Source organism: Alcanivorax sp. DG881 (assembly GCF_000155615.1).
GTDB lineage: Bacteria > Pseudomonadota > Gammaproteobacteria > Pseudomonadales > Alcanivoracaceae > Alcanivorax.
Window position 1 is genome coordinate 1527751 of sequence record NZ_DS989915.1, and the last position, 23885, is coordinate 1551635.

Genomic DNA, 23885 nt, shown 5'->3' on the forward strand with positions numbered 1-23885 from the left:
AATCGAGCGTAGCTCGTAGCTATTCCTCCGCCAGAATTCGCTCTGCCTCTTCCTGAATCAGCCGCCGCAGCCAACGGTGTGCCACGTTGTGGTGCAACAGCGAGGACCAGGCCATTTTCAGCTCGAACTCGGGGATATCGAACGGCGGCTGCTTGATCAGCAAGCGCTCATTCTGGGCCTGCATGCGCGCCACCCGGCTTGGTAGCGTGGCCACCAGGTCGTTATTCATGGCCAGCAGGGCCGGCATTTGATAGTGGCGAGTAAAGATACTGATCTTGCGGCTCTTGCCCAACTGTTCCAGGGCATGGTCAATCCACCCCAGCCCGCCGAGCTTTTCCGGATTCATGCCGAATCCCACGCCAAAACCGGTTTTTGATACCCAGATATGCTGGGCGGACAAATAGCTGTCCAGATCAAAGCCTTCGGCAATGGGGTTATCCCGGTTGAGCAAGCAGGAAAAGGAGTCTTTCCAGAGGCTTACCTGGTGAAATGAGCCCGGAATTTCGTTAAAGCGATTCACCGCCATATCCACCCGGCCCTGCTCCATGTCCTGGTAGCTCACATCCGACGGGGTCAGGAAATCCAGCACCACATTGGGGGCCTCGGCGCGCAGGCGACGAACAATATGGGGCACCAGAGTCGCTTCCGCATAATCACTGGTCATGATCCGAAACACCCGGCGACTGTCCGCCGGCTGGAACACGTCCTCAGGGGTGAACAATTGCTCCGCCTGGGACAGAATTTGCCGCACCAAGGGCCGCAACTCCTGTGCGCGTTCCGTCGCCGTCATGCCGTCACTGGTACGAATCAACAACGGATCACCAAATAACTCGCGCAACCGTTTCAGCGAATTACTCATCGCCGGCTGGGTAATCCCCAGTTGCTCCGCCGCTCGGGTCACATTCTGCTCACGCAGAAGCACATCCAGATACTTGAGCAGATTCAGATCTGCCGCACCAATATTCATTTTATGAATAGCCACTCATGCCCACATCAACAGGATCAATTCTAGCACTGCCTGATCCTCACTGGCACCGTGCACCAGATCACAGGGTCATGACGATTCTCTGTGTAAAAAAAACTTTTACGCATTTGAGTGTTAACCGTGTCTCTATTTCGCCATTACTGGCATGTTGCCAGTATCGCCTGGAGGCAAAAAAATGCGTAAGGTCTGAAGCTTGTGTCCAGATAACAGCACAGCCTGCTCTGTTGTCATAGGCCGGCAAGCCTTTCTCGCCAGCCCCATGTAAGCAGGCGTGATTCAGAGGTTACTATGACAAGCAACGCAACCACGCGAACCGAGAAGTTCGTGGTTCGTTTTCCCTGCGGTATGCGAAACGAGGTCGCAGAAGCGGCCAACCACAGCCATCGCAGCATGAACGCGGAAATTATTGCCCGGCTGGAACATAGCCTGAAGAACTGGCCGCATACCCTGCCCCACGGCGAAGCAGCGGTGCCGCAAGGCAACGAAGAAGCCTTCCTGCTGGAACGCTTTCGCCAACTCCCCCAGGGGAAACAGCAGGCACTGTTAGCGCTTTTGGATTAGATTAATTCTGCCGGGCTAACCACAACTGCCCTTTTGTCCTTACAATACACCGCTGGCCACGTGCCCATTATCGAAATGACAGTACTTTGCACTATGATGTAGTGCATGCTGCTCACGCACGCAGTCACCGATTCATGGACTGAAAGGAGCCTTTACGGCCGTGACCGCAAACCAGAACCATACCCCACTGCCAACCGGCAACGATATTACGTTACCGTGGCACCTGCGCCTGCCCAAACCGCTGGAAAAGGATTTTCGCCTCTATTTCCGGGCAAGCGTGGCCAAAGTCATGCCCTGGGCGTTGGCACTGGTGGCGTTCCTGATTGTCTCCGCCATGTTTATCGAGTCTCGAATTTCTCCCGACGTTCTCAACCTTTCCTGGCGCCCGCGGCTTTTCACCTTGATGCTCACCGGCGGCTGTCTGGTATTAATCCGCAAGCCCCAATGGCGCAACTGGCTTCATGAAGCCACGCTGATACTGGCATTCGCCATTGCCCTTACCGGCAATTATCTAGGAGCCATTGTCGAGCACCCCCTGGCCTACACCTTCTTTTTCCACACCCCTCTGGCCATCCTGATGATCTGCATCCTGATACGGGTGCCATTCTACTCCGCACTGGTTAGTTCAGTGATCATGATTGGCTGCATGATTTTCAGCCTGCAGCTCAGTTCCGGCCGCCATCCCTTTGAACCATCCACCCTGGTATTGGTATCACTGGCCTTTGCGAGCATGAGCCTGTTTGGCCAGTACGTGTACGAACGACTGTTGCGACAGCACTTCCTCTCCGAACATGTACTGTTCCAGCACAGAAACGAATTACACTCCGCCAATCTGGTACTGGAAAACCAGGCCACCGTCGACGGCATGACCGGCTGTATCAACCGCCGGGGAATGGAAAGCCGCCTGAGCCACCTCTATCACAAGCTGAATCAGAACAACCCGGATGCGCCTGAGCGTATCACCCTGATGTTGTTCGACATCGATTTTTTCAAACAGTACAACGATACCTATGGCCACCCGGCCGGCGATGAGTGTCTGAAGAAAGTGGCCGGTGTCCCTCTGGGAATGGTGCAAAGCGATACCGATTTCGTGGCTCGCTACGGTGGCGAGGAATTTGTCATTACCCTGACTGACTCCAGCTTCAACGATGCGCTGGTTTTCGCCGAGCGCATGCGTAACCGGGTCGAGCAACTGGGCCTTCCCCACAGCGGTTCCCGGGTCAGCCAGGTGGTGACCATCAGTGTCGGGGTCGCCTGTTCGGACGGCACCGCCGCAGACGGCGCGCAGCTATTGAAAATGGCCGATGAAGCGCTCTATCAAGCAAAAGGCGCCGGGCGAAACCGGGTAGCAATGATGAGCAACCAAGGCGTAGTGGAGATGCTGAATTAGTGGGGAGTTGAACCGGGCGACTGAATGCCCGTGCCATTCGCTGTTGGCGGGCAACGGCAGCACGGCTGCTATTCAGGGCACACTAGTAGCGCTTGGCCGATTCTCAAACAGGCTTAAGTCAGGGCGCGCAAGGCGCCCTGTCGCCATTATTTACTGGCTCTTTTTTCCCGTCGTTTCTCTTTCAGGGTTTTTTGCGGCTTTTTCTTCACTTTTTCCTTACTCATAACGCTTTCCTTTCAAACAGGCTTCATATTTTCCGTCTTGTCTTACGGTAAAACATGCAAGGCATGACCCTCCCTCTTTATTGGAAACACTCATTTTTCTGCTGTTTTGTTCACCTTCAGCAACAGATATCGGTGCCCATGACCAAGGAAATTCACATTGACCACTGCTCCAGGCAAGGCTCCCAGCAAAGCAGCGCCCAATGGAGAAAGCACAGAAATATCCTTGTCCCCCAGAGATCGCTTTCCCGCTTCTGCCAAAGTGAAGGACATCTGCTCTTCATCTTCAAAACTGAACAAGGAAACACGATCGCCCACCGCTGCCGCAGCAAGCTCACGCTCCACTCCACGCAACATTTCTATTTTCTCCATCACGATCATCAGCCGGACCGGCGACAGGAAAAACAGGGGATTTTTTGCTAAATAGCGTTTTCCATAGCCATAGCGACACAACGACAAACGCTCCATAAGCGCAGCCATAACCGTTCACCAGATTGATATAAAAAAGGGATATCGAACGATGTCGACAACGGAAAATAAGCCGGACGGGTTCCGCCCGGCTTAAACCGGAAAGGTGGGGAGAAAATCCATCCAGAGGGAGAAAAGATAAAACACAGTGGCATTCCTACGTTGATATGGAATCCACCATAGCCGGAATAATAAATATAGCAAGGCCACCCCCGGCGGGGCCTCTACCTTGAGCGTTTGGTCACCCTGGGGGCAACAACAACGCCCCCTTCATTCTTTCATCGGCGGCACCACGGTGACCGGGTCCAGCTTGACCTCGAACCAGTTCAGACGCCAATCAAGGTGTGGCCCGGTTGCACGGCCAGAAGCACCTACCTTCGCCACCGGGTCGCCCTGCTTCACCGTCTGCCCGTCTTTCACCAGCACCTCGCTCAGGTGGATCATGGTGGATGACACTCCATAACCGTGGTCCATGATCAGGGTACCGCCAGAGTAATAGTTATTTTGCTGCACCAGCGTCACCACCGCATCCGCTGGCGCCACGACCACCGTGCCCGTGGGCCGGGCCACATCCACGCCATAGTGCGGCCGGCCAGGCTTGCCGTTATAGACTCGCTGACTGCCATACACGCCACTGATACGCCCGGTAAGCGGCCACTGAAAATCGCTGAGAAAGGCCATCAGGTCGGAATTCGTATCCCGCGCAGTCTTGATTTCGGCCACTTCTCGGCGAATGCGTTTCAGCACCGCTTCCGGCGGCGGCTCGACCGTGCGCTTGGGTACGCCCTCAATACGCTGAATCGCATACTCACGCTTTTCCAGCGTCACCGGCACCGATTGCTGTTCACCGTTTTTTTCCAGCACCAGTGTCTGTTGCAGATCGGCGTCACGCCCTACACCCACAACGAAAAAACCCGCATCGGTGGTGCGCACTGCCCGGTCGCCCAGCTTGACGGCCACCCCATTTTCCACCTGCCCACGCAACAAGGAACCCTGGGTACGCGGCCCTTCCAACGACAGCAACCAATCGCTGGCCATGGACAACGAAGACAACAGGCAAAGCAGGACAACAAAAGGAATACGCACAGGAAACCTCAAAGACGAATGGGGCAATGGTTCTGCAGGAGCAACGCGCCTGCAGAAAAACCGTCACAAAAAAGCGCTGCCATCTTCCACATCCAGCTGCACCGGGTCCAGATGCTTCTCACCGTACTGGCGCCACACCCGTGAGCGGATGAACAGTTGGTAGAGGTCCGGGTCCAGATGGTCGTTGTTGCGCATGCGCTGCATGATGCCCAGCGCTTCGCTGAGTTTCAGCGGCGTTTTATAGGGGCGTTCCTTGGCGGTAAGTGCTTCGAACACATCGGCGATAGCCATGATCCGTGCAGGAATCGACATCTGATCACGGGTGAGGCCAAGCGGGAAACCCGTGCCATCCATTTTCTCATGGTGGCCACCGGCGTATTCCGGCACCCGCTGTAATTTTCGCGGAAATGGCAGTGAACCCAGCATGTCCAGGGTCACATCCATATGACCATTAATGATCTGTCGCTCCTCAGGCGTCAGCGTGCCGCGCGGGATGCACAGGTTATACACCTCGTCATCGCTGAGCAGTGGTTTTTCCTGCCCCCAGGCGTCCGTCCAGGTACGCGCCGCAATGTCCTTTACCCGCTGCTGATCCACCGCCGCCATGGCCTCTCCGCCACGGTTAATCCGCTCCAGAAAGGCCAACTCTTCTTTCAGGGCGCCAATGTCCTCTTCCATGCGTTGCCGGCAGGCCGGCTCATCAGCGGGATTAAGCAGACAGGCTTTTTCATAAGCAAACTGAATCTCCGCCCGCAGCGTCGCAAAGCGGCTGGCCACTTCATCAATCCGGTCATGCAATGTGTGCAGCTTGGTGGACTTGTCCAACACCGAATCCGGGGTCGCCAGCTTGCCGCAGTCATGCAGCCAGGCGGCCACATGCAGCTCGTACCAGCCTTCTTCATCCAGCGAAAAATCCGGGAACAACGCCTGATCATCACAGGTGGCCTGGGCCAGCATTTCGGTGATAACCGGTACCCGCTGACAATGGGCACTGGTGTGAGGGCTTTTCGCATCAATGGCCTGGGCCAGCACCTTGATAAACGCGTCCAGCAAGTCCTTGAGTTCCTGCACCTGGCTGAGATTGCTCAGGGCAATCCCGCCGTAGGTCAGCAGGGACTGGAAAATCAGGTGTCCATGCTCACCCAGACGTTGCAGGTTGCGGGGCACCGGTTTGTCGTAAGCCAGTTGCAGCACACCGGTGACCAGGCCTTCGTGGTTGTACAGCGGCCAGAGCTGGAGCCCTTTGGCCTGCGGGGCCAGTGCCGCCAGCAACGCCTTATCCACCTCATTGAGGGGTGTTTGCGTCAATGCCACGGTGAGGGGCTCACCGGCGGCGAAACACTGCTCCACAATACCCCCGGCGCCATCAGCCTCATCCGCTAATGGCCGGAACCACTGCGGTGCCTCCTTGACGGCATCGCTTTCACCGGCCCCATCGCGACACAGGCAGTTCAGCCCGGCCCGGGGGCGGCCATCGGTATACAGCCATACCCAGCCCGTATCTGCATGGCACAGGTAGAGCACTTCCTTGAGCAGCGCATCAAGCAGACGGGGTACATCCTTCTGCTCACTCAGATGCTGCGCTACCCGCAACAGCCTGGGCAACTGCGCGTTGTCTGCCATCTGTTGCGTCTGTGAGGGTGTCATCATGGGCTATCCCGCTCCATCGGGTTCATCCTTGGGCTCTCATTGTCAGCTATCCCTGCATCCCCGCCCCAAGCATAGGCGGGCGCCCGGAAACAGGCAAAATTCTGTGCCATACGTCGGTTAATCCACGACAGGCGTACTAAAGGCCGCAAAATCGCACCCCGAAAGGCGCTTAACCGCCCCCGCACCTTGAAGCGGGGGGCCTGATTGCCTACCATCTGCCGGTTCTGAGCCAATCACCTGGATCCCTTGTCTCATGAGTGTGAGCTATCAACTGCCCGATGGGGCAAGCATGGAGTTTGAGCAGCCGGCCTCCGCCTTCGAGATCGCCGGACGTATCAGCAAAAAACTCGCCAAACAGGCCCTGGCCGCCAAGGCCAACGACAACCTGATCGACGTCTATCTGCCCATCGACGACGGCGCCACGGTGGAAATCATCACCCGGGAGACCGACGAGGCCCTGGAGCTGATTCGCCACGATGCCGCCCATGTCATGGCCGAAGCCGTACAGGAGCTGTTCCCGGATACCCAGGTGACCATTGGCCCGACCATTACCAACGGCTTCTATTATGACTTCCACCGGGACACCCCGTTCACACCGGATGACCTGAAAACCATTGAAAAGCGCATGCAGGACATTGTGCGCCGCAATGAGGAAATTCGGCGTGAAGTCTGGGATCGCGATGAAGCCGTGGCGTTTTTCCTGGAGAAAGGCGAGGAATTCAAGGCCGAAATCATCCGCGAGCTGCCCGCCGACCAGGAAGTGAGCCTCTACCGCCAGGGCGAGTTCATCGACCTGTGCCGGGGGCCCCACCTGCCCAGCACCAGCAAGCTGGGCGACGGTTTCAAGCTGATGAAAGTCGCCGGGGCCTACTGGCGTGGTGATGCCAACAACGCCCAGCTACAACGCATTTACGGCACCGCCTGGCGCGACAAGAAAGAATTGAATGCCCACCTCAAACAGATTGAGGAAGCGGAAAAGCGTGATCACCGTAAACTTGCCAGGGAAATGGGCCTGTTCCATATCCAGCAGGAAGCGGTGGGCAGCATGTTCTGGCACCCGAAGGGCTGGCGCATGCGCCAGAACCTGGAAAACTACATCCGCGGCAAGATGGAAAAAGGCGGCTATCAGGAAGTCTCCACCCCGCAGATGATGGACCGCATCCTCTGGGAACAGTCCGGCCACTGGGACAAGTACGGCGAAGACATGTTCACCGTCTGTACCCACGACCACAAAGAAATGGCCGTGAAGCCGATGAACTGCCCCGGCCACGTGCAGATTTTCAAGCAAGGCATCACCAGCTACCGGGACCTGCCCATTCGTCTGGGCGAATTCACCACCCTGTTCCGTAACGAAGCCCATGGCGCCCTGCACGGCCTGATGCGTGCCCGTTCGTTCAGCCAGGACGACGCCCACATCTTCTGTACCGAAGAGCAGATCAACGAAGAAACCGCCGGTTTCATCAAGATGCTGCGCGAAGTCTACGAAGACTTCGGCTTCGACAGCTTCCGCATCAAGTTTTCCGATCGCCCGGATAACCGCGCCGGCTCCGACGAAACCTGGGACAAGGCCGAAGGCGCGCTGCGCTCTGCGGTGGAATCCCTGGGCCTGGAATGCGAACTGAACCCGGGCGAAGGCGCTTTCTATGGCCCGAAACTGGAATTCGTACTGCGTGACGCCATCGGCCGTGACTGGCAGTGCGGCACCCTGCAGGTGGACTTCGTGCTGCCTGATCGTCTGGATGCGGAATACGTGGCCGAAGACGGCTCCCGCCAGCGTCCGGTGATGCTGCACCGCGCGGTGCTGGGTTCCCTGGAGCGCTTCCTGGGTATCCTGATCGAATCCACCGCCGGCCACCTGCCCCTGTGGCTGGCGCCGCGCCCGGTGGCGATCTGTACCATTACCAACTCCGCCGACGAGTACGCCACCGCCGTGCAACAGAAACTGGTTGCCGCCGGGGTACCGGCGGAGCTGGATATTCGCAACGAGAAGATCGGTTTCAAGGTCCGCGAACACTCCCGCGCCAAGACCCCGCGCATCTGGGTCATCGGCGAACAGGAAGCCCAGCAAAACCAGGTGGCCATTCGCACCCTGGGCTCCCAGGCTACCGAGACCATGGATCTGGACGAAGCCGTCGCGGCCCTGGCCGCAGCGACTCGTTTGCCGATTTAAGAGACGCCACACGCCGGCACGCATCACGCCACACGCAAAATCTGCCGCGTGTTGCGTGCAGCGTGCAGCAGCGGAGCACTTATGTTCAAACACAACGAACAACAGCCCGAAGGTTTTCAGGCTTCACTCAAGGAAGCCCTCGATAACCTGGCATTCAACGATGCCGGGCTGGTGGCCGCCATTGCCCAACAGCATGACAGCGGCGAAGTGCTAATGATGGCCTGGATGAATCGCGAAGCCATCGAAGAAACCCTGGCCACGGGCCGTGTCTGTTATTTTTCCCGCTCGCGGAGGAAGCTATGGCGCAAGGGTGAATCCTCCGGGCAGGTACAAATGCTGAAAGAGCTGCGCATTGATTGCGATGGCGATGCCCTGCTGGTGAAAGTGGACCAGACCGGCCCCGCCTGCCACACCGGCCGGCGCGACTGCTTTTACTGGAAAGCCGACGCCAGCAACGTGACCATCGACAAAGCCCCCATCAAAGACCCCAAAGAGTTGTACGGCAAATGACCCTACGATTGCAGAACACCCTCACCGGGAAAAAGGACGACTTCATTCCGCTGGACCCAGACCGCATCACCCTCTACGTGTGTGGCCCCACGGTTTACAACTTCGTCCACATTGGCAACGCCCGCCCGGTGGTGGTGTTTGATGTGTTGTATCGCCTGCTGCAACGGCTCTACCCGAACGTGGTCTACGCCCGCAATATCACCGACATTGATGACAAGATCATCAAGGCGGCCGCGGAAAACGGCGAAGACATCAGCGTCCTCACCGAACGCTTCACCGCGGCGTTTGCCGAAGACATGGCATCACTCAACGCGAAAACCCCAAACATCATCCCCAAGGCCACCGATCACATCCCCGAGATGATCCAGATGATCGCCACCCTGGTGGAAAAGGGCCACGCCTACGAGGCGGATGGCCAGGTGCTGTTCGCGGTGGAATCCATGCCCGACTACGGCAAGCTCTCCGGCCGCAAACTGGAAGACATGCTCGCCGGTGCCCGGGTGGAAGTGGCCGACTACAAGCGCCACCCCGGCGACTTTATCCTCTGGAAGCCGTCCAGCGACGAGCAGCCCGGCTGGGAATCCCCCTGGGGCCGTGGCCGCCCGGGCTGGCACATCGAATGTTCCGCCATGATCCATAAACATCTGGGTGATGTAATCGACATCCATGGCGGTGGACAGGACCTGATCTTCCCCCACCACGAAAACGAAATCGCCCAGGGCTGCTGCGCCCACGGCACCGACTACGTGCGCTACTGGCTGCACAACGGCTACATCAATATCGATGGCGAGAAGATGTCCAAGTCTTTGGGCAACTTCCGTCTGGTGCGCGATTTGCTCACCCAGTACCACGGTGAAATTCTGCGTTTCGCCCTGCTCTCCAGCCATTACCGCTCGCCGCTGAATTTCTCCGCCGACGTACTGGATAACGCCGAAAAAGGCCTGGATACCCTCTACTACGCCCTGCTGGGGCGCGGCGAAACCGTAGCGCCGGAAGCGGATTACCAACTGCCGGACAACCACCCGGTACTGGACGCGCTCAAGGACGATCTGAACACCTCCGAAGCGGTCAGTGCCTTGCACGCCATCGCCGGCGAACTGAACAAGGCCGAACTGGCGGACAAGCCAACACTGAAAGCGGAATTGCTGGCTGCCGCCGACCTGCTCGGCCTGCTCACCGTGGACCCCACCGCCTGGTTCCAGAACAAGAACGTGAGCGAAGATGGCCTCAGCAACGACGACATCGACGCCCTGGTCGCCGAGCGTACCCAGGCCAAGAAAGACAAGAACTTCGCCCGCGCCGATGAAATCCGCCAGCAACTCACCGACGCCGGCATTCAACTGGAAGACACCCGCGAAGGCACCCGCTGGAGTCGATAAAAGAGACGCGGCACGCAGCACGCTTTCACGCAACAGCGCGGCCTGGTGCAGTAGCCGCTCGAGCCCAAGAGGCCGCGCCCAGGCTACCTGGAGCGGCCTTTTGCATTTATCAAGACGTAAGTAACGAGTTGCGCAAGTGTAGGTCGGATTAGCCTGAAAGGCGTAATCCGACAAACCCACGCTCAGGATGCCCCACCAAGGCTAGCAGGTTACGCCGCCTGCGCTTCAACCTTGCGCCGGTAATGCCCGGCCAGAAAGGCACCGCAAAGAATCTGGATCTGGTTGTAGCACATGATCGGCAACACGATCATGCCGAAGCCGGGATTGGCCACAAACAGTACCTTGGCCATGGGCAAGCCGGACGCCAGGCTTTTCTTCGAACCACAAAACACCGCCGCGATTTCATCCGCCAGGCTCAAGCCCAAACGCCGCGCCAACAGCATGGATAAACCGATCACCAGTGCCAGCAACAACAGGCACAAGCCCACCGCCAGCAACAACGACGCCACCGGCAACTGCTGCCACAACCCCTCGTTCACCGACTCCGAAAAAGCCACATACACGATCAACATAATCACGCCCTGATCGTAACGGCCGACAAAGCCGGGCCAACGCGACAGCAGCCCCACCAGCTTTGGGCGCAGTAATTGCCCCAGGGCAAACGGCAGCAACAGCTGCAGCACGATGCCTTTCAGCACACCGGTCACATCAAAGGCACCGTCACCACTGGCGGACACCATCAGCATCAACAGGAAGGGCGTGAGCATCATGCCGAACACATTGGAGGCGGCAGCGCTGCATACCGCCGCCGGCACATTACCCCGCGCCATGGCGGTGAACGCGATTGACGACGATACCGCGGACGGCAACACGCCCAGATACAGAAATCCCAGCGCCAGCTCTGCCGGAATCCATTGCGGCGCCAGCAACGACACCGGCAGCACCGCCAGCGGAAAAACCAGGAAGGTCAGCGAGGAAATAAACAGATGCAGCCGCCAATGCATCGCTCCGGCCAGCACCTGTTTCCGGGACAGCGCAGCCCCATGCACAAAGAACAGCACCGCCACCGCCAGCGTGGACAGCTGCGAGAGCCCCGCTGCCAGGCCACCGCCAGCCGGCCACACCGTGGCGGCGAAAATCACCGTCAACAACAGCAGCGTAAAGCCATCCAGCCGGCGCAGCAGGCCCATCATCAGGACGCCTGCAACGCCGCCAGCGCAGGCGCCAGCATGGCCCGAACCTGGCGCTCTGCGGCATCTGCATCGCCCCGTTCCATGGCCGCCAGCAGGGTTTCATGATCCTGCTGGCTGGGTTCCGGCAGGGAGTCATCGTATTCCGTGCGCGCAATGGTGCGAGCCACCGCTTCACTGAAATAACGGTACAGTTCCGCCAGCGCGCGGTTATGGGCCGCCGCAATCATGGCCTGATGAAAATCACGGTCATGCTGAATGCGCAGGGGCAGGTTCTGCCCCGCCGCGCCACGAGCCGCCAGCGCGGAATGCATGGTGTCCAGATCCGCACCATCACGGCGCTGGGCCGCCAGCCGGGCGGCCTCTGCTTCCAGCGCCACCCGCATTTCCAGCTGATCGCGCAGGGTGCTGCGCTCCACCCGCCGTAATGCTTCGGTTGGGTCCAGCCGGGCACGCACATAGGTGCCGTCGCCCTGCCGGGTTTCCAGCAGCCCCGCATGCACCAGCACCCGCACGGCTTCACGCACCGTGTTGCGCCCCACACCGAATTGCTCGCTGAGCCGGGGCTCGGTGGGGATACGCTCACCCACCGGCCACTCACCGCGCGCCACGGCGCTGCGCAACTCAGCCACGGCGCTGTCCACCAGGGAGAGACGAGGTAATTTCGCTTTATTCATGTGGTCATCCTATGAATTTAACAAAATCATCCCATGAATATAGCGCGCACTCAAGCCGACCTTTCGAGCCAGCCCCTTTCAAATCTTCAGGGTCAACTGGTCCTCCCGCGACAGGCTGTCACGCACCTGCATGGCCCAGTGGCGCCGCTGCTGCTGTATGGGCCCCAACCGCTCTGCCGGCACGGTACGCTCCAGCATCGCCAGCGAGCTGCCCAATGTTGCCAGCACCGCCAGATTCCCCCGGGCATCGCGGGCAATCTGCGCAAACGCCGCCTCCACATAGTCGGCAAAATCCCGCTGCTGGCATTGCAACCGCAGCTGCCCGTTCACTCGCCGAAACGGTTCCGGCATATGCCGCCCGGACAGGTCGGCAATCACCGCGCCCAGGTACAGCACACACTGCTCAGCGGTGGTGGAATCGTTAATGCCCGGCGACAGCGCCTTGATGGCGATATCCACCAGCTGCCGAATACCGAAAGCCGGATCCTGCTCGATGGTGCGATGGCGATTGATCACATAGCAACGCAACAAGGCCGCACAGCGCTCTTCGTCCCAGCCCGGCCCATGCAGGTACAGCAATGGCTGCCCCTGGACCACAAACTCGCCCACCGCCACACGCATGGTAACGACCTGCCCCTGGGCATCGGCTTCCTTGACCAGGCCGTTCAGGTACACCTGCTGCACAAACCCGGTGAGCGGCGCTGCCAGCGTGTGGCCGGCCGGTTGACGGCCTGAGCTACCGCCATCTTCCCCCGGCGTCACCGCCCCGGCCCGCAACGCCGCCGGGTTCTCGGCGACACGCCCGAATGCCTGATCGTAGCGCTGGGCGATCGCCGCCTGCGTATCTTCGGTAATTTTCGCCACCACCTGGGACACCTGGATCGAACTGGCAATGTGGTGAATAAAATAGATCAACAGCGCCAGGCCCACGAAAGCCCCCAGCAACGCCACCATCACGGCAATGCCATGCCCCAGCAGCAGGGAACCGGCGGGCAGGCTACGCAGCACCAACAGGCAATAGGCGAACACACCGACAATCACGGCCAACGTCAATTGATTGATTCGATCGGCCATGTAATCGCGCAGCAGGCGGGGGGAATACTGGCTGGCCGCCTGGGCCAGCACCAGCATGGTAATGGAGAAGGTCACCCCGGCCACGGTAATCATGGAACCGGCGATGGTGGTCAGCACCGCGCTGGCGCCTTCCGGATTCACCGCGAGCAGGTAAGCCCACCAGTGTTGTTCGGCATCCGGCAACTCACCGGGGATGGCGGTGATGATAAAGGCCAGCAGCGATGCACCGACCAAAAAACAGGCCGGCAGCAACCACATGCTGGAACGTAACTGGGTATACCACTGCTGAAACCGCGCCAGCACCATGGCTCGCCCTCGCATCCTTGCCCGGGCGGATTACCCGAGTGCACCACGTCCATGAACGCCCCCGGGCAGATGCACCGGGGAATCAGTCTTCCAGTGACAGTGTGTCCATCCCCGGCAGTGGCGGCAAATCTTTCCGGGTGGCATTGGCGAAGCGCGGCTTTTCCAGCTGGACCTTCAACCCCTGCAGGGTTTCCAGCGGCGCCTTGGTCGCTACCAGGTTCGCCAGCCACACCGGCACGCTGCCGCCCGGATCCACAAAGGTTTCGAACTGCACCCGCACCCAGCCATCGTCCATGGGAGTAATGATGAACTGGTTATCCAGCGCGGGAATACGTACAAAACCATCCTGCTTTCCCAGCACATTGTCGGCGTTCACGCTGTGCAGGGTGATCGAGCCGGAGTCTTCGTTCTGGCTCAGTGTATTGGCCAGCACCACGTCCCGGTCCGATACCGGCCAGATACCGTGAAAGCGCATGTGAATTTCTTCACGGTCTTCCACCGACAGCCGCTTGGCCCCCTGGTTCTGGAAGATCCATTCCGGGAAGGTGTCCACGGCGGTAATCACCGCCAGCACCGAGGTGGCGGATGCCTTCACTTCGACAATGCCCTTGAAGGCTTTCACCGGGCTATTGGAAACATCCCGCACATACGTGGTCACATCTCCCCGGGCCTCACCCTCATGGTTGGTTTTCCAGTTTGCCGCCCAGGCCGGGTTCACCAGCACCAGAGGGGCCAACAACAACGCCACAAACATCGCTCGCAAAGGTCTTCTCCTTACTCTTCTCTTCAACAGGAATACATCATCCAAAACGCTGGCCGCAGTATGCTGCCCGCGCACAGGGAAGCAACCGCCGGCCGGGGTATTGGCCCCAATTACCGGCGCTGCCGAGGGCAGTTCAAGACTGATGTTTTTCTCACTCAGGCTGATGGCTCTGCGGCACGTCCATCCCTTTCAGTCCCGGGTAACGCTTCACCGCCTGCTCCAGCGTGGCCTTCTGGTAGGAGTCACTGCTGGCCATCTCGCGTAGCCCCTGCAGGGTTTCCTGGGGCGCCTTGTGGGAAATCACGTTTGCCACCGAAGACACATTGCCACCCGGATCGATAAAGGTTTCGAATTCGATGCGAGTCCAGCCATTATCCAGCGGCGTCAGCACGAACTGATCTTCCAGCGCAGCAACGCGCACATACCCTTCGTGCTCCGGCTCGCCATCCACGGCCTGGGAGGCCAGGGTAATAGCACCGGTTTCCTTGTTCTGGGTGGCCTGAGTCTTGATCAGCGCATCACGGTCCTTGGCCGGCCAGATGCCCTTGAAACGGATATAGGCCTGATCGTTATCGCGTAACTCCAGTGACTGACACTGATACAACCAGTCCGCGCAGGCACTGCTATCCGCCATCACCGCCAGCACGCTCAACACCGGCGCCTGTACCTCAGTAACCCCCCGGAAGGCTTTCACCGGGCTGTCTGCCATGGCTTTCTCGTAGGTGCTGATATCAGTCCGCGCCTCACCTTCATTCACGGTCTCCCAATCCGCCGCCATGGAACCGGCGGATAACATCAAGGTCACGGCCAATGCTGATACGCGTACCGGGCGGGTCCATCCTGTCACTTTGCTCATGGTCTCTCCTTGTTGCCCTGAGGCTGCTTTACCGTTGCATCATCATGAAATCGCAACACTTTCTTATCACGCTGCTTATTACGACCATGGAACAGCACTGGTATCTCCCCACGCGATGGCTATATCATGCTTTTTTTACAACTTACGACAGGCAGTGCTGGTCACGTGAAATCGCTTCTGCTTGGCGCCATCTGGCTGTACCAGAAGGTGCTGAGCCCCTGGATAGGCAATCAATGCCGCTTCTACCCCACCTGCTCGGAATATGCCCGGCAGGCGGTAGTTGCCCATGGCAGCCTGCGCGGCAGCGCACTGGCGGCGAAGCGACTGTGCAAGTGTCACCCCTGGCACCCGGGCGGTTTTGACTACGTGCCCGGCACCGAGCCTGACCCGGAAGCGCACCAATGCACATCGCCATGCGGTGACAACAGCGGGGGGACATCACCATGATCCCCGCCATGCTGAACCGCTACCATCGCGGCCTGTCACTGTCTCTAGTACTCGGCCTGTTCTGTGCCCAGCTGCTGCTGGCATGGCACGCCCCGGCCCACATTGACGCCGGCCAACACAGCCCCACCACGGAGCTGCTGGCTTCCGCTGATTGTCAGGTGTGTACCCACGGCCATGGCATGCTGGCGCTGCCCAGCGTCTACAGTGCACCAGTCGCGAAACGCACCGAACCCGTTCCGCTCGCGCCCGCCACCGCCGTGGTGCACCGCAGCAAGCGCAATCCCTACCCGCCCCGCGGCCCCCCTGTTTCTGCCTGATTCCCGTTACTGATCCCTGATCATACTGGCGCATCGCCTTTTGCCCCTCTCCTTGAGAGCCGGGCCTGTTGCGCCTGCCTGCGATCAGCAACAAACGTGTTTCCGGCACGAGTCCGGCCAGCCGCTTTCTTTTCGGCTGCGCCCTTTTACTCGCGCCCTCATTCATGCCCTGCATGAACGCTAGAGACAGAGGTAGTTATGATATTTCGACGCCAGACCCTGACCGGGTGCGTCGCCGTGGCCCTGTTGGCGCCCACGGCAGTATTGGCCGACTCCGCAAACGAAAGCGGAACCCAGGAAAACGTTCACGAGCTGAAGCAAGTGGACGTGTCCGCCCTGCCGCTGGGCAGTAACAGCCCCAGCACGCCCTATTCGGTGATGGATCAGCAAACCCTCACCCAGAAGAGCCAGAATACCCTTGGGGAAACCCTGAAAGACCAACCCGGTGTCCACAGTGACACCTTTGGCGGCGGCGCCAGCCGGCCAGTCATTCGTGGCCTGGGCGGCCCACGCGTGGGGGTCCTCAATGATGGCTCCCAGGTACTGGATGCTTCCAGTATTTCCCCGGATCACGCGGTCACGGTGGATCCCCTGCTGGCGCGCCAGATCGAAGTCCTGCGCGGCCCGTCCACCCTACTCTATGGCAGCGGTGCCAGCGGCGGTGTGGTGAACGTGCTCGACACCCGCATCCCCACCCAGCGCCCCCGCGAAGAGGTGGAAGGTTTCGTGGCGGCCCGGGCCAATACCGTGGCCGATGAGAACGCCACTGCCGCCGGCCTCACCTTCTCGGCCACCGACAATCTGGTGTTCCGGGTGGAAGGCAGTCGCCGTGACGCGGACGATTACGAAGTGAATGGCTTCGAAGAACTCACCGTGCCCGGCACCTATGCGGAAAGCGACAATGGCAGCATTGGCGCCTCCTGGATCGGTGATCAGGGCTACTTCGGCATGGCCTACAGCTATCGTCGCGACAACTATGGCCTGCCCGGCCACAGCCACGAATTCGAGGAGTGCGGGGCCAACGGCTCCAGCCTGGATTGCCCCACCGGCGGCCATAATCACGACCATGGCGAGATCGTCCCCTATGTGGATCTGGCCAGCCGCCGGGTGGATGCCCGTGGTGAATACCGCGACCCCTTCGCCGGGGTTACCGCTATTCGTTTCCGTGGCAATCACACCGATTATCGCCACCACGAAATTGAGGAAGGCACCATCGGCAGCACCTTCACCAACAGGGGCGGCGATGCGCGGCTGGAAGTGGAACACAAACCGCTGGGTAACTGGCGCGGCGTTGTGGGCCTGCAGTACACCAGCTTCGACTTCAGCTCACTGGGTGGCGAAGCCTTCGTACCGAAGACAGAAACCGAATCCTTTGCCGTCTTTGCAGTAGAGGAATATGTCTTCAGCGAGCAATGGTCCTTCGAACTGGGGGCCCGGCAGGAGCACCTCACTCAGACGCCAGACGATCGCAACGGCCAGGCCCTGGCCAAAGTCACCGCCGATAACGCGTCTTTCTCGGGCGCGGCCAACTGGCGTTTTGTACCCGGCTACGAGCTGGTGCTGTCCGTGGGTCACTCTGGTCGCGCGCCCAGCGCCCAGGAGCTCTATGCGGAAGGCGTTCACCTGGCCACCAACACCTACGAATGCGGCCTGCTCAGCGACTGTGGTGGCGGCCAGCGCGATCTGGATGACGAAGTCAGCCTCAACGCCAACCTGAACCTGCGCAAGACCCAGGGCGACTGGCTGTTTGATCTAGGCATCTTCGAAAACCGCATCAACAACTACATCTATGCCCGCACCCTCGATCAGATCGAAGACTTCCGCCTGATCAAGTACAGCCAGCGTGACGCCACCTTCACCGGTGCCGAAGCATCTCTGAGCTACTACGGTATCGACCCGGTGGGCATCACGGTCTTTGGTGATACGGTGCGCGCCACCTTCGATGATGGCGGCTACCTGCCCCGCATTCCCGCCAAACGGTTAGGGACACGCCTCAACAGCTACCTGGGCAACTTCGACGGAGAACTGGAGTTCTACCGCAGCTTTGCCCAGGACCAGATCGCGGGCTTTGAGGAGACCACCCCGTCCTACGACATGGTCAACGCGACCCTCAGCTACCGGCTACGTGGCGACCAGCGCTACACCTTCTATGTGCGCGGCAACAACCTGCTGGGCGAAGAGGTATTCAACCACTCTTCCTTCCTCGCCAGCACCGTGCCGGAGCCAGGTCGCAATGTCACCGTGGGTACCCGCATTGAATTTTGATAAGCCACAACGTTAACGGCATCTGTGCCGGCGCCTTTACTCCGCCGGACACAACAACATGAATATGGAGAACACCATGCAACGCATGATGAAAAACCTGAAACAAAACGCAGCCCTGCCCCTGTCCTTGCTTGCCGCCCTCACCATGGCCGGCTGTAACGAAACCGGCACCAGCTCGCTGGGCAGCAGTGAAGACGAACACGACCATGCCGAGAATGATCATCCCGGCCGCCTGGTTATTGCCGCTGATGACGACGGCACCCAACTGTATATGTACGACCTGGAGGCCGGCGCCCTGCTACCCGGCACCTTGTCTCTCGACCATGACGCCAGTGCGCTCTACACCAGCCCGGGCAAGCGCTTTGTGCTGGCCGTGCAGCGAGATGACAATCAGGTTCAGATCGTTGATGGCGGCCTCTACCTGCATGACGACCATGTGGACGAAGTGATCCCCTCCTTTGCGGGCACGCTCACAGGTCCGGCGCCCACCCACTTCCGGGTTCATGGTGAGCAGGCCGCTCTGTTCTATGACGGCGATGCCGCCAACGCCGTCATGGCCCAGGTGGAACTGCTCACTGATGAATCGCTGGAAACCGCCTCCAGCGTAGCCAGCCAGACCCTCGCCAGCGCCCATCATGGCGTGGCCGAACCCCGTGGTGATGTACTGCTGGCCACCTTCCGCACTGCCGCCTCCGGCCTCCCGGAAACCGTTGATGTCTACCACCAGCACGGCGATCACTATCACAAGGAAGACACCATCGTTCCGACCTGTCCGGACCTTCATGGCGCCGGCTCCAACGAAGACTACTCGGTGTTCGGCTGTAGTGATGGCATCCTGATCGTCCATCAGGACGGAGAGGATTTCACCGCCGAGAAGATCACCAACGCCACCCTTGGCCTGGCTGCCGGCGAGCGTATCGGCAGCTTCGACAGTCATCACGAGCTGAGCCACTTCGTGGGTTATGCCGGTGACAGCATCTATATCATCCACCCGGAAGACGGTGATGCCGAAGCACTGGACTGGACAGAAGGCGCAGCCGTGTCACTGGAAAGCCACCGCCTGGATCCCCACGGGGAGCATCTTGTGCTGCTGGATGATGCCGGGGACCTGCGTATTTTCGACACCGCTGACTGGAGTGAGCACGCCCACGTGGAAGATGCCATCGCACCGGGCAATACCCAAATGGTCGTGGCCGGCGAGCCCGCGCATGTCTTCCTTTCGGATACCGGCAACAACTCCATCGTTGTCGTGCATCTTGAAGAAGGCAGCCTGGAATCCCCACTCAGCCTGACCTTCCCGCCCGCAGCACTGGCCTGGGCCGGTCTTGATAGCGACCATGAAGAAGAACATAGCGACGAAGACGAGCACGATCATGACGACGATGGCCATGATCACGACCACTAAGCTCTGAACCACAGGAGGCTGCCTGCAGGCGATGCTCTTTGCATCCCCTGCAGGCGTTCCTGCCCCCCCTAACATCCCCTCAAACGCCCCCGGTCGCCGTCGTCCCCACTTTTCACTACAATCACTCTATTATTGCGTCGAGACTTCACATCCAGTGGGAGAACCCATGAAAAAAGTATTGTTTGCCGCTGCTTTGGCAATGCCCCTTTTCGCCAACGCCGGCGGTTTTGCCGGTATCGATTTCATCAGCAGCGACATCGAGCCGGATAACACCACCGCCAGCGCCAAACCCGAAGCCCTGCAATTCAAGTTCGGTAGCTGGATCAACCGCGACGAAACCCTCGGTGGCGAAGTACGCCTGGGCCTGGGCGTCGGTGAAGATGAATTGAGCAACAACGTAGACGTGGAAATCGACCGTTACTACGGCGCCTACTTCCGCGGCCAGTTCCCCAACACCATGCCCGTGCGCCCCTACGGCCTAATCGGTGCCACCTACATGGAAACCACCGAGAAAAATGCGTTCGGCGGCTCCGACGGGGAAAACTACAAAGACCTGTCTTTGGGCCTGGGTGTGGATTTCACCATCACCAAAACCCTGTTCATCAACCTGGAATACATGCGGCTGGTGGATCGCAGCGGTGATGAAGTGACCAACCTTGGGCTGGGCCTGAACGGCCGATTCTGATTAGGACACGCAGCACGCTGCAAGCATCATGCTGAACGCAAAACGCCCACCGGAAGGTGGGCGTTTTTTATTGTGGGGTTTGTCGGTGAGGCGGGGTAGGTTCTTAGATTAAGAGAAGGTGTCCACTAAAGCGGGGGAACTACACAGTCCGGCAACATGCGCTTGTTAAGCCTATATTTCACCGACTAGCTCGATCTCTTCTTTGCCGGTGCCATACTCTACAAATTCATAAAGCATAGCGATGAAATAATCTGGCTCTTCCTTCTTGCTGAATAGTTTTTTAAGGAAGCTAGGTTGCTGTGTATTTGTTTCAATGTACTTGGAAATACACTCAAGATCTTGTGAGGACAGAATGAGAACTTCTGCTTCGAACTCTTCCTTACTTGGATCAACTGGTATCCATTCGCGAATATCTTCGTTTATAAGCTTATCTTCGTCGAATTTTACGAAGTAATGATCCCCAACACCAACCTCTTCAGGGACTCGGTATAGTTCAGAGTTTTGTTTTCCGAATACGTATTTCCATACGCAGTCATCATCACAAGTGACTAATCTTCCCATACTCTCTCCTAGGGCTTAACGCCCGGCGCAGCAGACTGATCTGCTACCACTTTCGTGGACACTTTTAGACACACGCCCGCACATAGCTTGCCGGACTTTGGTACCCAATCCCAGAGTGAAGCCGCTCCCGATTATAGAACTCGATAAACTCAACAATCCCGGCAACCGCTTCAATATCATTTTCAAACTTACGCAGATGAACCAATTCAGTCTTTAGCGTATGGAAGAACGACTCCACCATCGCATTATCCAGGGGCGCTGCCTTTCGGCTCATGCTCCTGCGCAATCCCGCAGCAGCCACCAGATCTCGATATTTATGAGCGGCATATTCAATGCCCTGATCCGAGTGAAAAACACAACCCAAGCGAGGCTGCTCACGTGACAGCGCCATTCTTAACGCACTCTTGGTCAGCTCGCTGTTTCGCTTACGGCTGAATGACCAGCCCACAACCCTGCGGCTATACAGATCCACGACTACCGCGTGATAAAGCCAACCCGAGCCCGTTCGGATATAGGTAAAGTCTCCGGCCCAGTGCTTGCCCTCACAGTCAGCAGATTCCTCCGCCCCCAGCACATTCCCTGCTGAACTATAGAACTCATGTCTTCCCGGATTCCAGACGTACAACCCTTTGCTGGAAGCATGGATCCCGGCTTCTTTCATCAACCGCGATACCCGACGGACACTGCAGGTGAAGCCATTGTTGCGGAGTTGCTGGTGAAGTCGTCTAGCGCCATAGGCTCGCCGAAATCCCTGATGCAGCTCGACCATGGCCTCTTTCAGCCTTCCATCATACTGACTTCGCTCACTCTCAGACCGTGAACGCCAGGCATAATAGCCACTCCTCGACACGCCAAGAAGCTGATATAAACGACGCACATCCCGTCTCAACCAGCTCGTAGAGCCTTACTTTTTCCGCTGGAAGAACCGCTCGGCCTTTTTTAGTAAATCGATCTCATCGTTTCGGTTCTCAAGCTCTCGCTCGAGCTTTTTGATGCGCTTTTCAGCTGCCGCGAGCTTCTCCTCTGCTTCCTTCGCAGGGTCCGCTCTGCTGGCGCGACGTTTCGGGGATGGCGATGACGATTTCATGTGCTTGTTCTCCCTGAGCTCCCCTCGCCGGTGCTCCATTTGCCAGCGATAAAGCATGACCGGGTGGATACCCAGAGACTCTGCCACATCCTTGGGCCTAACGTCAGGGTGATTCGCCAATTTAACGGCTTGGATTTTATAAGCCAGGGTATAACGGTCGTAATTTCTCTTTCTTGTGTGCCCCACACTGCACCTCTCTTATGAACAGAAAACTCTGTCCACAAAAGTGGTTACAGATCAGCGGAGCGTAGCGACATCCGCGTGCTTTGACTTGTTAGCTTTTTATTCATTTTCAACACTTGAATCAGCAATCCTGTGAGAAAATCCAGGATAAGATTTGTCGAGGTCATCCAATATAGCATTAACCAATAGGCAAGCATCTGAAATTGTATCGGGCAGACTTTGTTGCTTCGGATAGCGATGGAGCCTGTGAAGTGGGTTTCCGCATGTTTCGAAGCAGGATTCTCGAACCGCCCCCCATGTTCCATGTGAGTACCCAGAAGTCCATGAATAGTGCGCGTCATAGGCATCTTTAACGCCTGCTTTTTCACTAATTTTCCTGAGATCCAAGCCACTCCAGCTCCCTAGCTCGATGTTTAGAAACTCTTCCCAAAGGTCTTCGCCGGCTATCGCCTCAATGGTGCTCTGGTTAATGTGTTTGGGCGGGTCCATTAGCTCATCAAATCGCAAGGCGTTTAATTTCGCTTGCCCCGCCCCATAAGCACGCCATTTCTTCCATAATTCAGTATCATCTTTATGCAACAAATACCTCAGTGAAATATGAGCTTCTAGGATTGTTCTGAGGCCAAGCCTTCCCAGAATACCGGTTCCAATACCTATACCTAGCATTTCGTCGAGGACTTTTACTACATAAAGTGCTATACCAAATACAGCATCGTGCGTCGCATCAATAGCGGTTGTAGAGTGTGTATCAGACCAGTGTGATTCGATTTCATGAAGAAGCGACGTTATATCAGTTCGAGAGACAGAAGGTACTTCCTCAATTGTTGATTCTTTTTCCTCCATAAGGGCTAAACAAGGCGAGTTTCTCCACGCTTCGTCCCAGAAAGCGTTTGGCCACGCCAAGTCTTTCTCTACCAGTGGATTTTCAGCCATTTCGGAGGCTCGAATGGATGGTCGTATTTTTCTTAGATCACCTTCATACGGATAGCCAAACCATTCCTCTGCCATTTCCCGTGGCACATGAAATTTCCCTGAAATCACCTGTGCCATTAATTTTAGCCAGCGACAGTCCGTAGCTTCTTGAGACTGATGCGGCAGATTGAAACCCACAGCATCCATCAAAATAGATATGTCGGGCTCTTCTTTAGGTAATAAATTAACCCATGTTTCCCTTGCAGGTAAGTTATCAAATAGAAGTAAAACCACTAGCGCTGATGCGGTGGTTTTATTTTCTAAGATAACCCCTATGAATTGCTCTCTTAGCGTATCAGGAAGTTTTGAAATTCCAGTTAAGGAAATATCTGAAAACTGATCTTTTTCGTCATGCTCACCGATGAATGAAAGTATTCTTCGGAATTCCTCAATAGCGTAATCTTGGCCATCAATCACTCGGATGATGGCAGCCCAAATCATTTCGGGGAGTCTCTCATTAGACCAAGACGAAAAAGTGACCTTATCAGCCACTACAGCAAAACCCGACTGTAGCTGTTTCCCAACTTTTTTGTGATCTTGCAGAGAAGTCCTATTTTTACCACTACGTGACTTCTTTCTCTTATTTTTACTTTTTGGCATTCAATTTCAATCCATGCTGAAGTGCGACTCGGAAAGCTAACGCCCGCCTCAGCCGCCGAAGGTCGGCTTGCAGGCCC

The 23885-nt window shown here is 57.7% G+C and carries 23 protein-coding genes; 10 read left to right on the top strand and 13 right to left on the bottom strand.

Annotated features, from left to right (window positions below):
- Positions 1-19: 19 nt before the first annotated feature.
- Positions 20-967 carry a LysR family transcriptional regulator gene (locus ADG881_RS06800; RefSeq protein ID WP_007150028.1) on the bottom strand — a complete coding sequence of 316 codons (948 nt, stop codon included), beginning with the start codon at positions 965-967 and terminating at the stop codon, positions 20-22.
- 306 nt (positions 968-1273) lie between these two features.
- Here ADG881_RS06800 and ADG881_RS06805 point away from each other — a divergent pair, with 306 nt between their 5' ends.
- Both ADG881_RS06805 and ADG881_RS06810 read left to right on the top strand, forming a co-directional pair.
- On the top strand, positions 1274-1546 hold the full coding sequence (locus ADG881_RS06805; protein WP_039926367.1) for an Arc family DNA-binding protein: 273 nt from the start codon (positions 1274-1276) through the stop codon (positions 1544-1546).
- 160 nt (positions 1547-1706) lie between these two features.
- Positions 1707-2936: a diguanylate cyclase gene (locus tag ADG881_RS06810; RefSeq protein WP_007148767.1), complete on the top strand. Its 1230-nt coding sequence runs from the start codon at positions 1707-1709 to the stop codon at positions 2934-2936.
- A 314-nt stretch (positions 2937-3250) separates the two neighbouring features.
- Here the strand turns inward: ADG881_RS06810 and ADG881_RS06815 are convergent, their stop codons facing one another.
- From ADG881_RS06815 to ADG881_RS06825, 3 genes are all read right to left on the bottom strand, one after another.
- Positions 3251-3637 (bottom strand): GreA/GreB family elongation factor, encoded by a 387-nt coding sequence (locus tag ADG881_RS06815; RefSeq protein ID WP_007148972.1) that lies wholly within the window; start codon positions 3635-3637, stop codon positions 3251-3253.
- 258 nt (positions 3638-3895) lie between these two features.
- On the bottom strand, positions 3896-4711 hold the full coding sequence (locus tag ADG881_RS06820) for a M23 family metallopeptidase (protein ID WP_007149115.1): 816 nt from the start codon (positions 4709-4711) through the stop codon (positions 3896-3898).
- 63 nt (positions 4712-4774) lie between these two features.
- The gene (locus ADG881_RS06825) at positions 4775-6361 is read right to left on the bottom strand and encodes an HD domain-containing phosphohydrolase (RefSeq protein WP_007148453.1); all 1587 of its coding nucleotides are present in this window, start codon (positions 6359-6361) and stop codon (positions 4775-4777) included.
- Positions 6362-6614: 253 nt separating this feature from the next.
- Here ADG881_RS06825 and thrS point away from each other — a divergent pair, with 253 nt between their 5' ends.
- The 3 genes from thrS to cysS all read left to right on the top strand — a co-directional run bounded on the left by thrS (position 6615) and on the right by cysS (position 10420).
- Entirely contained in the window at positions 6615-8531 is a 1917-nt protein-coding gene (thrS, locus tag ADG881_RS06830) for a threonine--tRNA ligase (RefSeq protein WP_007150842.1), read from the top strand.
- 81 nt (positions 8532-8612) lie between these two features.
- Positions 8613-9041 carry a phosphoribosyl-AMP cyclohydrolase gene (gene hisI / locus ADG881_RS06835; protein ID WP_007151476.1) on the top strand — a complete coding sequence of 143 codons (429 nt, stop codon included), beginning with the start codon at positions 8613-8615 and terminating at the stop codon, positions 9039-9041.
- Positions 9038-10420 (top strand): cysteine--tRNA ligase, encoded by a 1383-nt coding sequence (gene cysS, locus ADG881_RS06840; RefSeq protein WP_007151089.1) that lies wholly within the window; start codon positions 9038-9040, stop codon positions 10418-10420. The genes hisI and cysS overlap by 4 nt, the downstream gene beginning before the upstream one ends.
- Before the next feature lie 209 nt (positions 10421-10629).
- Here the strand turns inward: cysS and ADG881_RS06845 are convergent, their stop codons facing one another.
- The 5 genes from ADG881_RS06845 to ADG881_RS06865 all read right to left on the bottom strand — a co-directional run bounded on the left by ADG881_RS06845 (position 10630) and on the right by ADG881_RS06865 (position 15286).
- Positions 10630-11613, bottom strand: coding sequence for a bile acid:sodium symporter family protein (locus ADG881_RS06845; RefSeq protein WP_007150037.1), 984 nt, complete (start codon positions 11611-11613; stop codon positions 10630-10632).
- Positions 11613-12287, bottom strand: a complete 675-nt coding sequence (locus ADG881_RS06850) for a FadR/GntR family transcriptional regulator (RefSeq protein WP_007151563.1) — start codon at positions 12285-12287, stop codon at positions 11613-11615. The genes ADG881_RS06845 and ADG881_RS06850 overlap by 1 nt, the downstream gene beginning before the upstream one ends.
- A 78-nt stretch (positions 12288-12365) precedes the next feature.
- The gene (locus tag ADG881_RS06855) at positions 12366-13682 is read right to left on the bottom strand and encodes a DUF2254 domain-containing protein (RefSeq protein WP_083787466.1); all 1317 of its coding nucleotides are present in this window, start codon (positions 13680-13682) and stop codon (positions 12366-12368) included.
- Between the two features lie 67 nt (positions 13683-13749).
- Positions 13750-14421, bottom strand: a complete 672-nt coding sequence (locus ADG881_RS06860; protein ID WP_007148766.1) for an START domain-containing protein — start codon at positions 14419-14421, stop codon at positions 13750-13752.
- Between the two features lie 160 nt (positions 14422-14581).
- Entirely contained in the window at positions 14582-15286 is a 705-nt protein-coding gene (locus ADG881_RS06865) for an START domain-containing protein (RefSeq protein WP_007150514.1), read from the bottom strand.
- A gap of 126 nt (positions 15287-15412) precedes the next feature.
- Here ADG881_RS06865 and yidD point away from each other — a divergent pair, with 126 nt between their 5' ends.
- From yidD to ADG881_RS06890, 5 genes are all read left to right on the top strand, one after another.
- Positions 15413-15733, top strand: coding sequence for a membrane protein insertion efficiency factor YidD (yidD, locus tag ADG881_RS17360; RefSeq protein ID WP_369699526.1), 321 nt, complete (start codon positions 15413-15415; stop codon positions 15731-15733).
- Positions 15730-16050 carry a DUF2946 family protein gene (locus ADG881_RS06875; protein ID WP_156790359.1) on the top strand — a complete coding sequence of 107 codons (321 nt, stop codon included), beginning with the start codon at positions 15730-15732 and terminating at the stop codon, positions 16048-16050. Before yidD ends, ADG881_RS06875 begins: the two co-directional genes overlap by 4 nt.
- Before the next feature lie 198 nt (positions 16051-16248).
- Positions 16249-18315 carry a TonB-dependent receptor domain-containing protein gene (locus ADG881_RS06880; RefSeq protein ID WP_007149830.1) on the top strand — a complete coding sequence of 689 codons (2067 nt, stop codon included), beginning with the start codon at positions 16249-16251 and terminating at the stop codon, positions 18313-18315.
- A gap of 58 nt (positions 18316-18373) precedes the next feature.
- The gene (locus tag ADG881_RS06885) at positions 18374-19720 is read left to right on the top strand and encodes a hypothetical protein (protein WP_007151330.1); all 1347 of its coding nucleotides are present in this window, start codon (positions 18374-18376) and stop codon (positions 19718-19720) included.
- A gap of 166 nt (positions 19721-19886) precedes the next feature.
- The gene (locus ADG881_RS06890; protein WP_039926371.1) at positions 19887-20405 is read left to right on the top strand and encodes an outer membrane beta-barrel protein; all 519 of its coding nucleotides are present in this window, start codon (positions 19887-19889) and stop codon (positions 20403-20405) included.
- A gap of 171 nt (positions 20406-20576) precedes the next feature.
- Here ADG881_RS06890 and ADG881_RS06895 read toward each other — a convergent pair whose 3' ends face one another.
- From ADG881_RS06895 to ADG881_RS06910, 4 genes are all read right to left on the bottom strand, one after another.
- Entirely contained in the window at positions 20577-20966 is a 390-nt protein-coding gene (locus ADG881_RS06895) for a hypothetical protein (RefSeq protein ID WP_039926372.1), read from the bottom strand.
- Between the two features lie 64 nt (positions 20967-21030).
- Positions 21031-21843, bottom strand: coding sequence for an IS3 family transposase (locus tag ADG881_RS06900; RefSeq protein ID WP_007151618.1), 813 nt, complete (start codon positions 21841-21843; stop codon positions 21031-21033).
- 27 nt (positions 21844-21870) lie between these two features.
- Positions 21871-22239 carry a transposase gene (locus ADG881_RS06905; RefSeq protein WP_039926373.1) on the bottom strand — a complete coding sequence of 123 codons (369 nt, stop codon included), beginning with the start codon at positions 22237-22239 and terminating at the stop codon, positions 21871-21873.
- A 96-nt stretch (positions 22240-22335) separates the two neighbouring features.
- Positions 22336-23808 carry a DUF5677 domain-containing protein gene (locus ADG881_RS06910; protein ID WP_007149976.1) on the bottom strand — a complete coding sequence of 491 codons (1473 nt, stop codon included), beginning with the start codon at positions 23806-23808 and terminating at the stop codon, positions 22336-22338.
- Positions 23809-23885: the final 77 nt, after the last annotated feature.

Bases quoted from the DNA above. Each gene is read 5' to 3' on its own strand.
- ADG881_RS06800 (WP_007150028.1), bottom strand. From the start codon at position 967: ATGAATATTGGTGCGGCAGATCTGAATCTGCTCAAGTATCTGGATGTG.
- ADG881_RS06805 (WP_039926367.1), top strand. From the start codon at position 1,274: ATGACAAGCAACGCAACCACGCGAACCGAGAAGTTCGTGGTTCGTTTT.
- ADG881_RS06815 (WP_007148972.1), bottom strand. From the start codon at position 3,637: ATGGCTGCGCTTATGGAGCGTTTGTCGTTGTGTCGCTATGGCTATGGA.
- ADG881_RS06825 (WP_007148453.1), bottom strand. From the start codon at position 6,361: ATGATGACACCCTCACAGACGCAACAGATGGCAGACAACGCGCAGTTG.
- thrS (WP_007150842.1), top strand. From the start codon at position 6,615: ATGAGTGTGAGCTATCAACTGCCCGATGGGGCAAGCATGGAGTTTGAG.
- hisI (WP_007151476.1), top strand. From the start codon at position 8,613: ATGTTCAAACACAACGAACAACAGCCCGAAGGTTTTCAGGCTTCACTC.
- cysS (WP_007151089.1), top strand. From the start codon at position 9,038: ATGACCCTACGATTGCAGAACACCCTCACCGGGAAAAAGGACGACTTC.
- ADG881_RS06845 (WP_007150037.1), bottom strand. From the start codon at position 11,613: ATGATGGGCCTGCTGCGCCGGCTGGATGGCTTTACGCTGCTGTTGTTG.
- ADG881_RS06850 (WP_007151563.1), bottom strand. From the start codon at position 12,287: ATGAATAAAGCGAAATTACCTCGTCTCTCCCTGGTGGACAGCGCCGTG.
- ADG881_RS06855 (WP_083787466.1), bottom strand. From the start codon at position 13,682: ATGCGAGGGCGAGCCATGGTGCTGGCGCGGTTTCAGCAGTGGTATACC.
- ADG881_RS06860 (WP_007148766.1), bottom strand. From the start codon at position 14,421: ATGTTTGTGGCGTTGTTGTTGGCCCCTCTGGTGCTGGTGAACCCGGCC.
- ADG881_RS06865 (WP_007150514.1), bottom strand. From the start codon at position 15,286: ATGAGCAAAGTGACAGGATGGACCCGCCCGGTACGCGTATCAGCATTG.
- yidD (WP_369699526.1), top strand. From the start codon at position 15,413: ATGCTTTTTTTACAACTTACGACAGGCAGTGCTGGTCACGTGAAATCG.
- ADG881_RS06875 (WP_156790359.1), top strand. From the start codon at position 15,730: ATGATCCCCGCCATGCTGAACCGCTACCATCGCGGCCTGTCACTGTCT.
- ADG881_RS06880 (WP_007149830.1), top strand. From the start codon at position 16,249: ATGATATTTCGACGCCAGACCCTGACCGGGTGCGTCGCCGTGGCCCTG.
- ADG881_RS06885 (WP_007151330.1), top strand. From the start codon at position 18,374: ATGAATATGGAGAACACCATGCAACGCATGATGAAAAACCTGAAACAA.
- ADG881_RS06890 (WP_039926371.1), top strand. From the start codon at position 19,887: ATGAAAAAAGTATTGTTTGCCGCTGCTTTGGCAATGCCCCTTTTCGCC.
- ADG881_RS06895 (WP_039926372.1), bottom strand. From the start codon at position 20,966: ATGGGAAGATTAGTCACTTGTGATGATGACTGCGTATGGAAATACGTA.
- ADG881_RS06910 (WP_007149976.1), bottom strand. From the start codon at position 23,808: ATGCCAAAAAGTAAAAATAAGAGAAAGAAGTCACGTAGTGGTAAAAAT.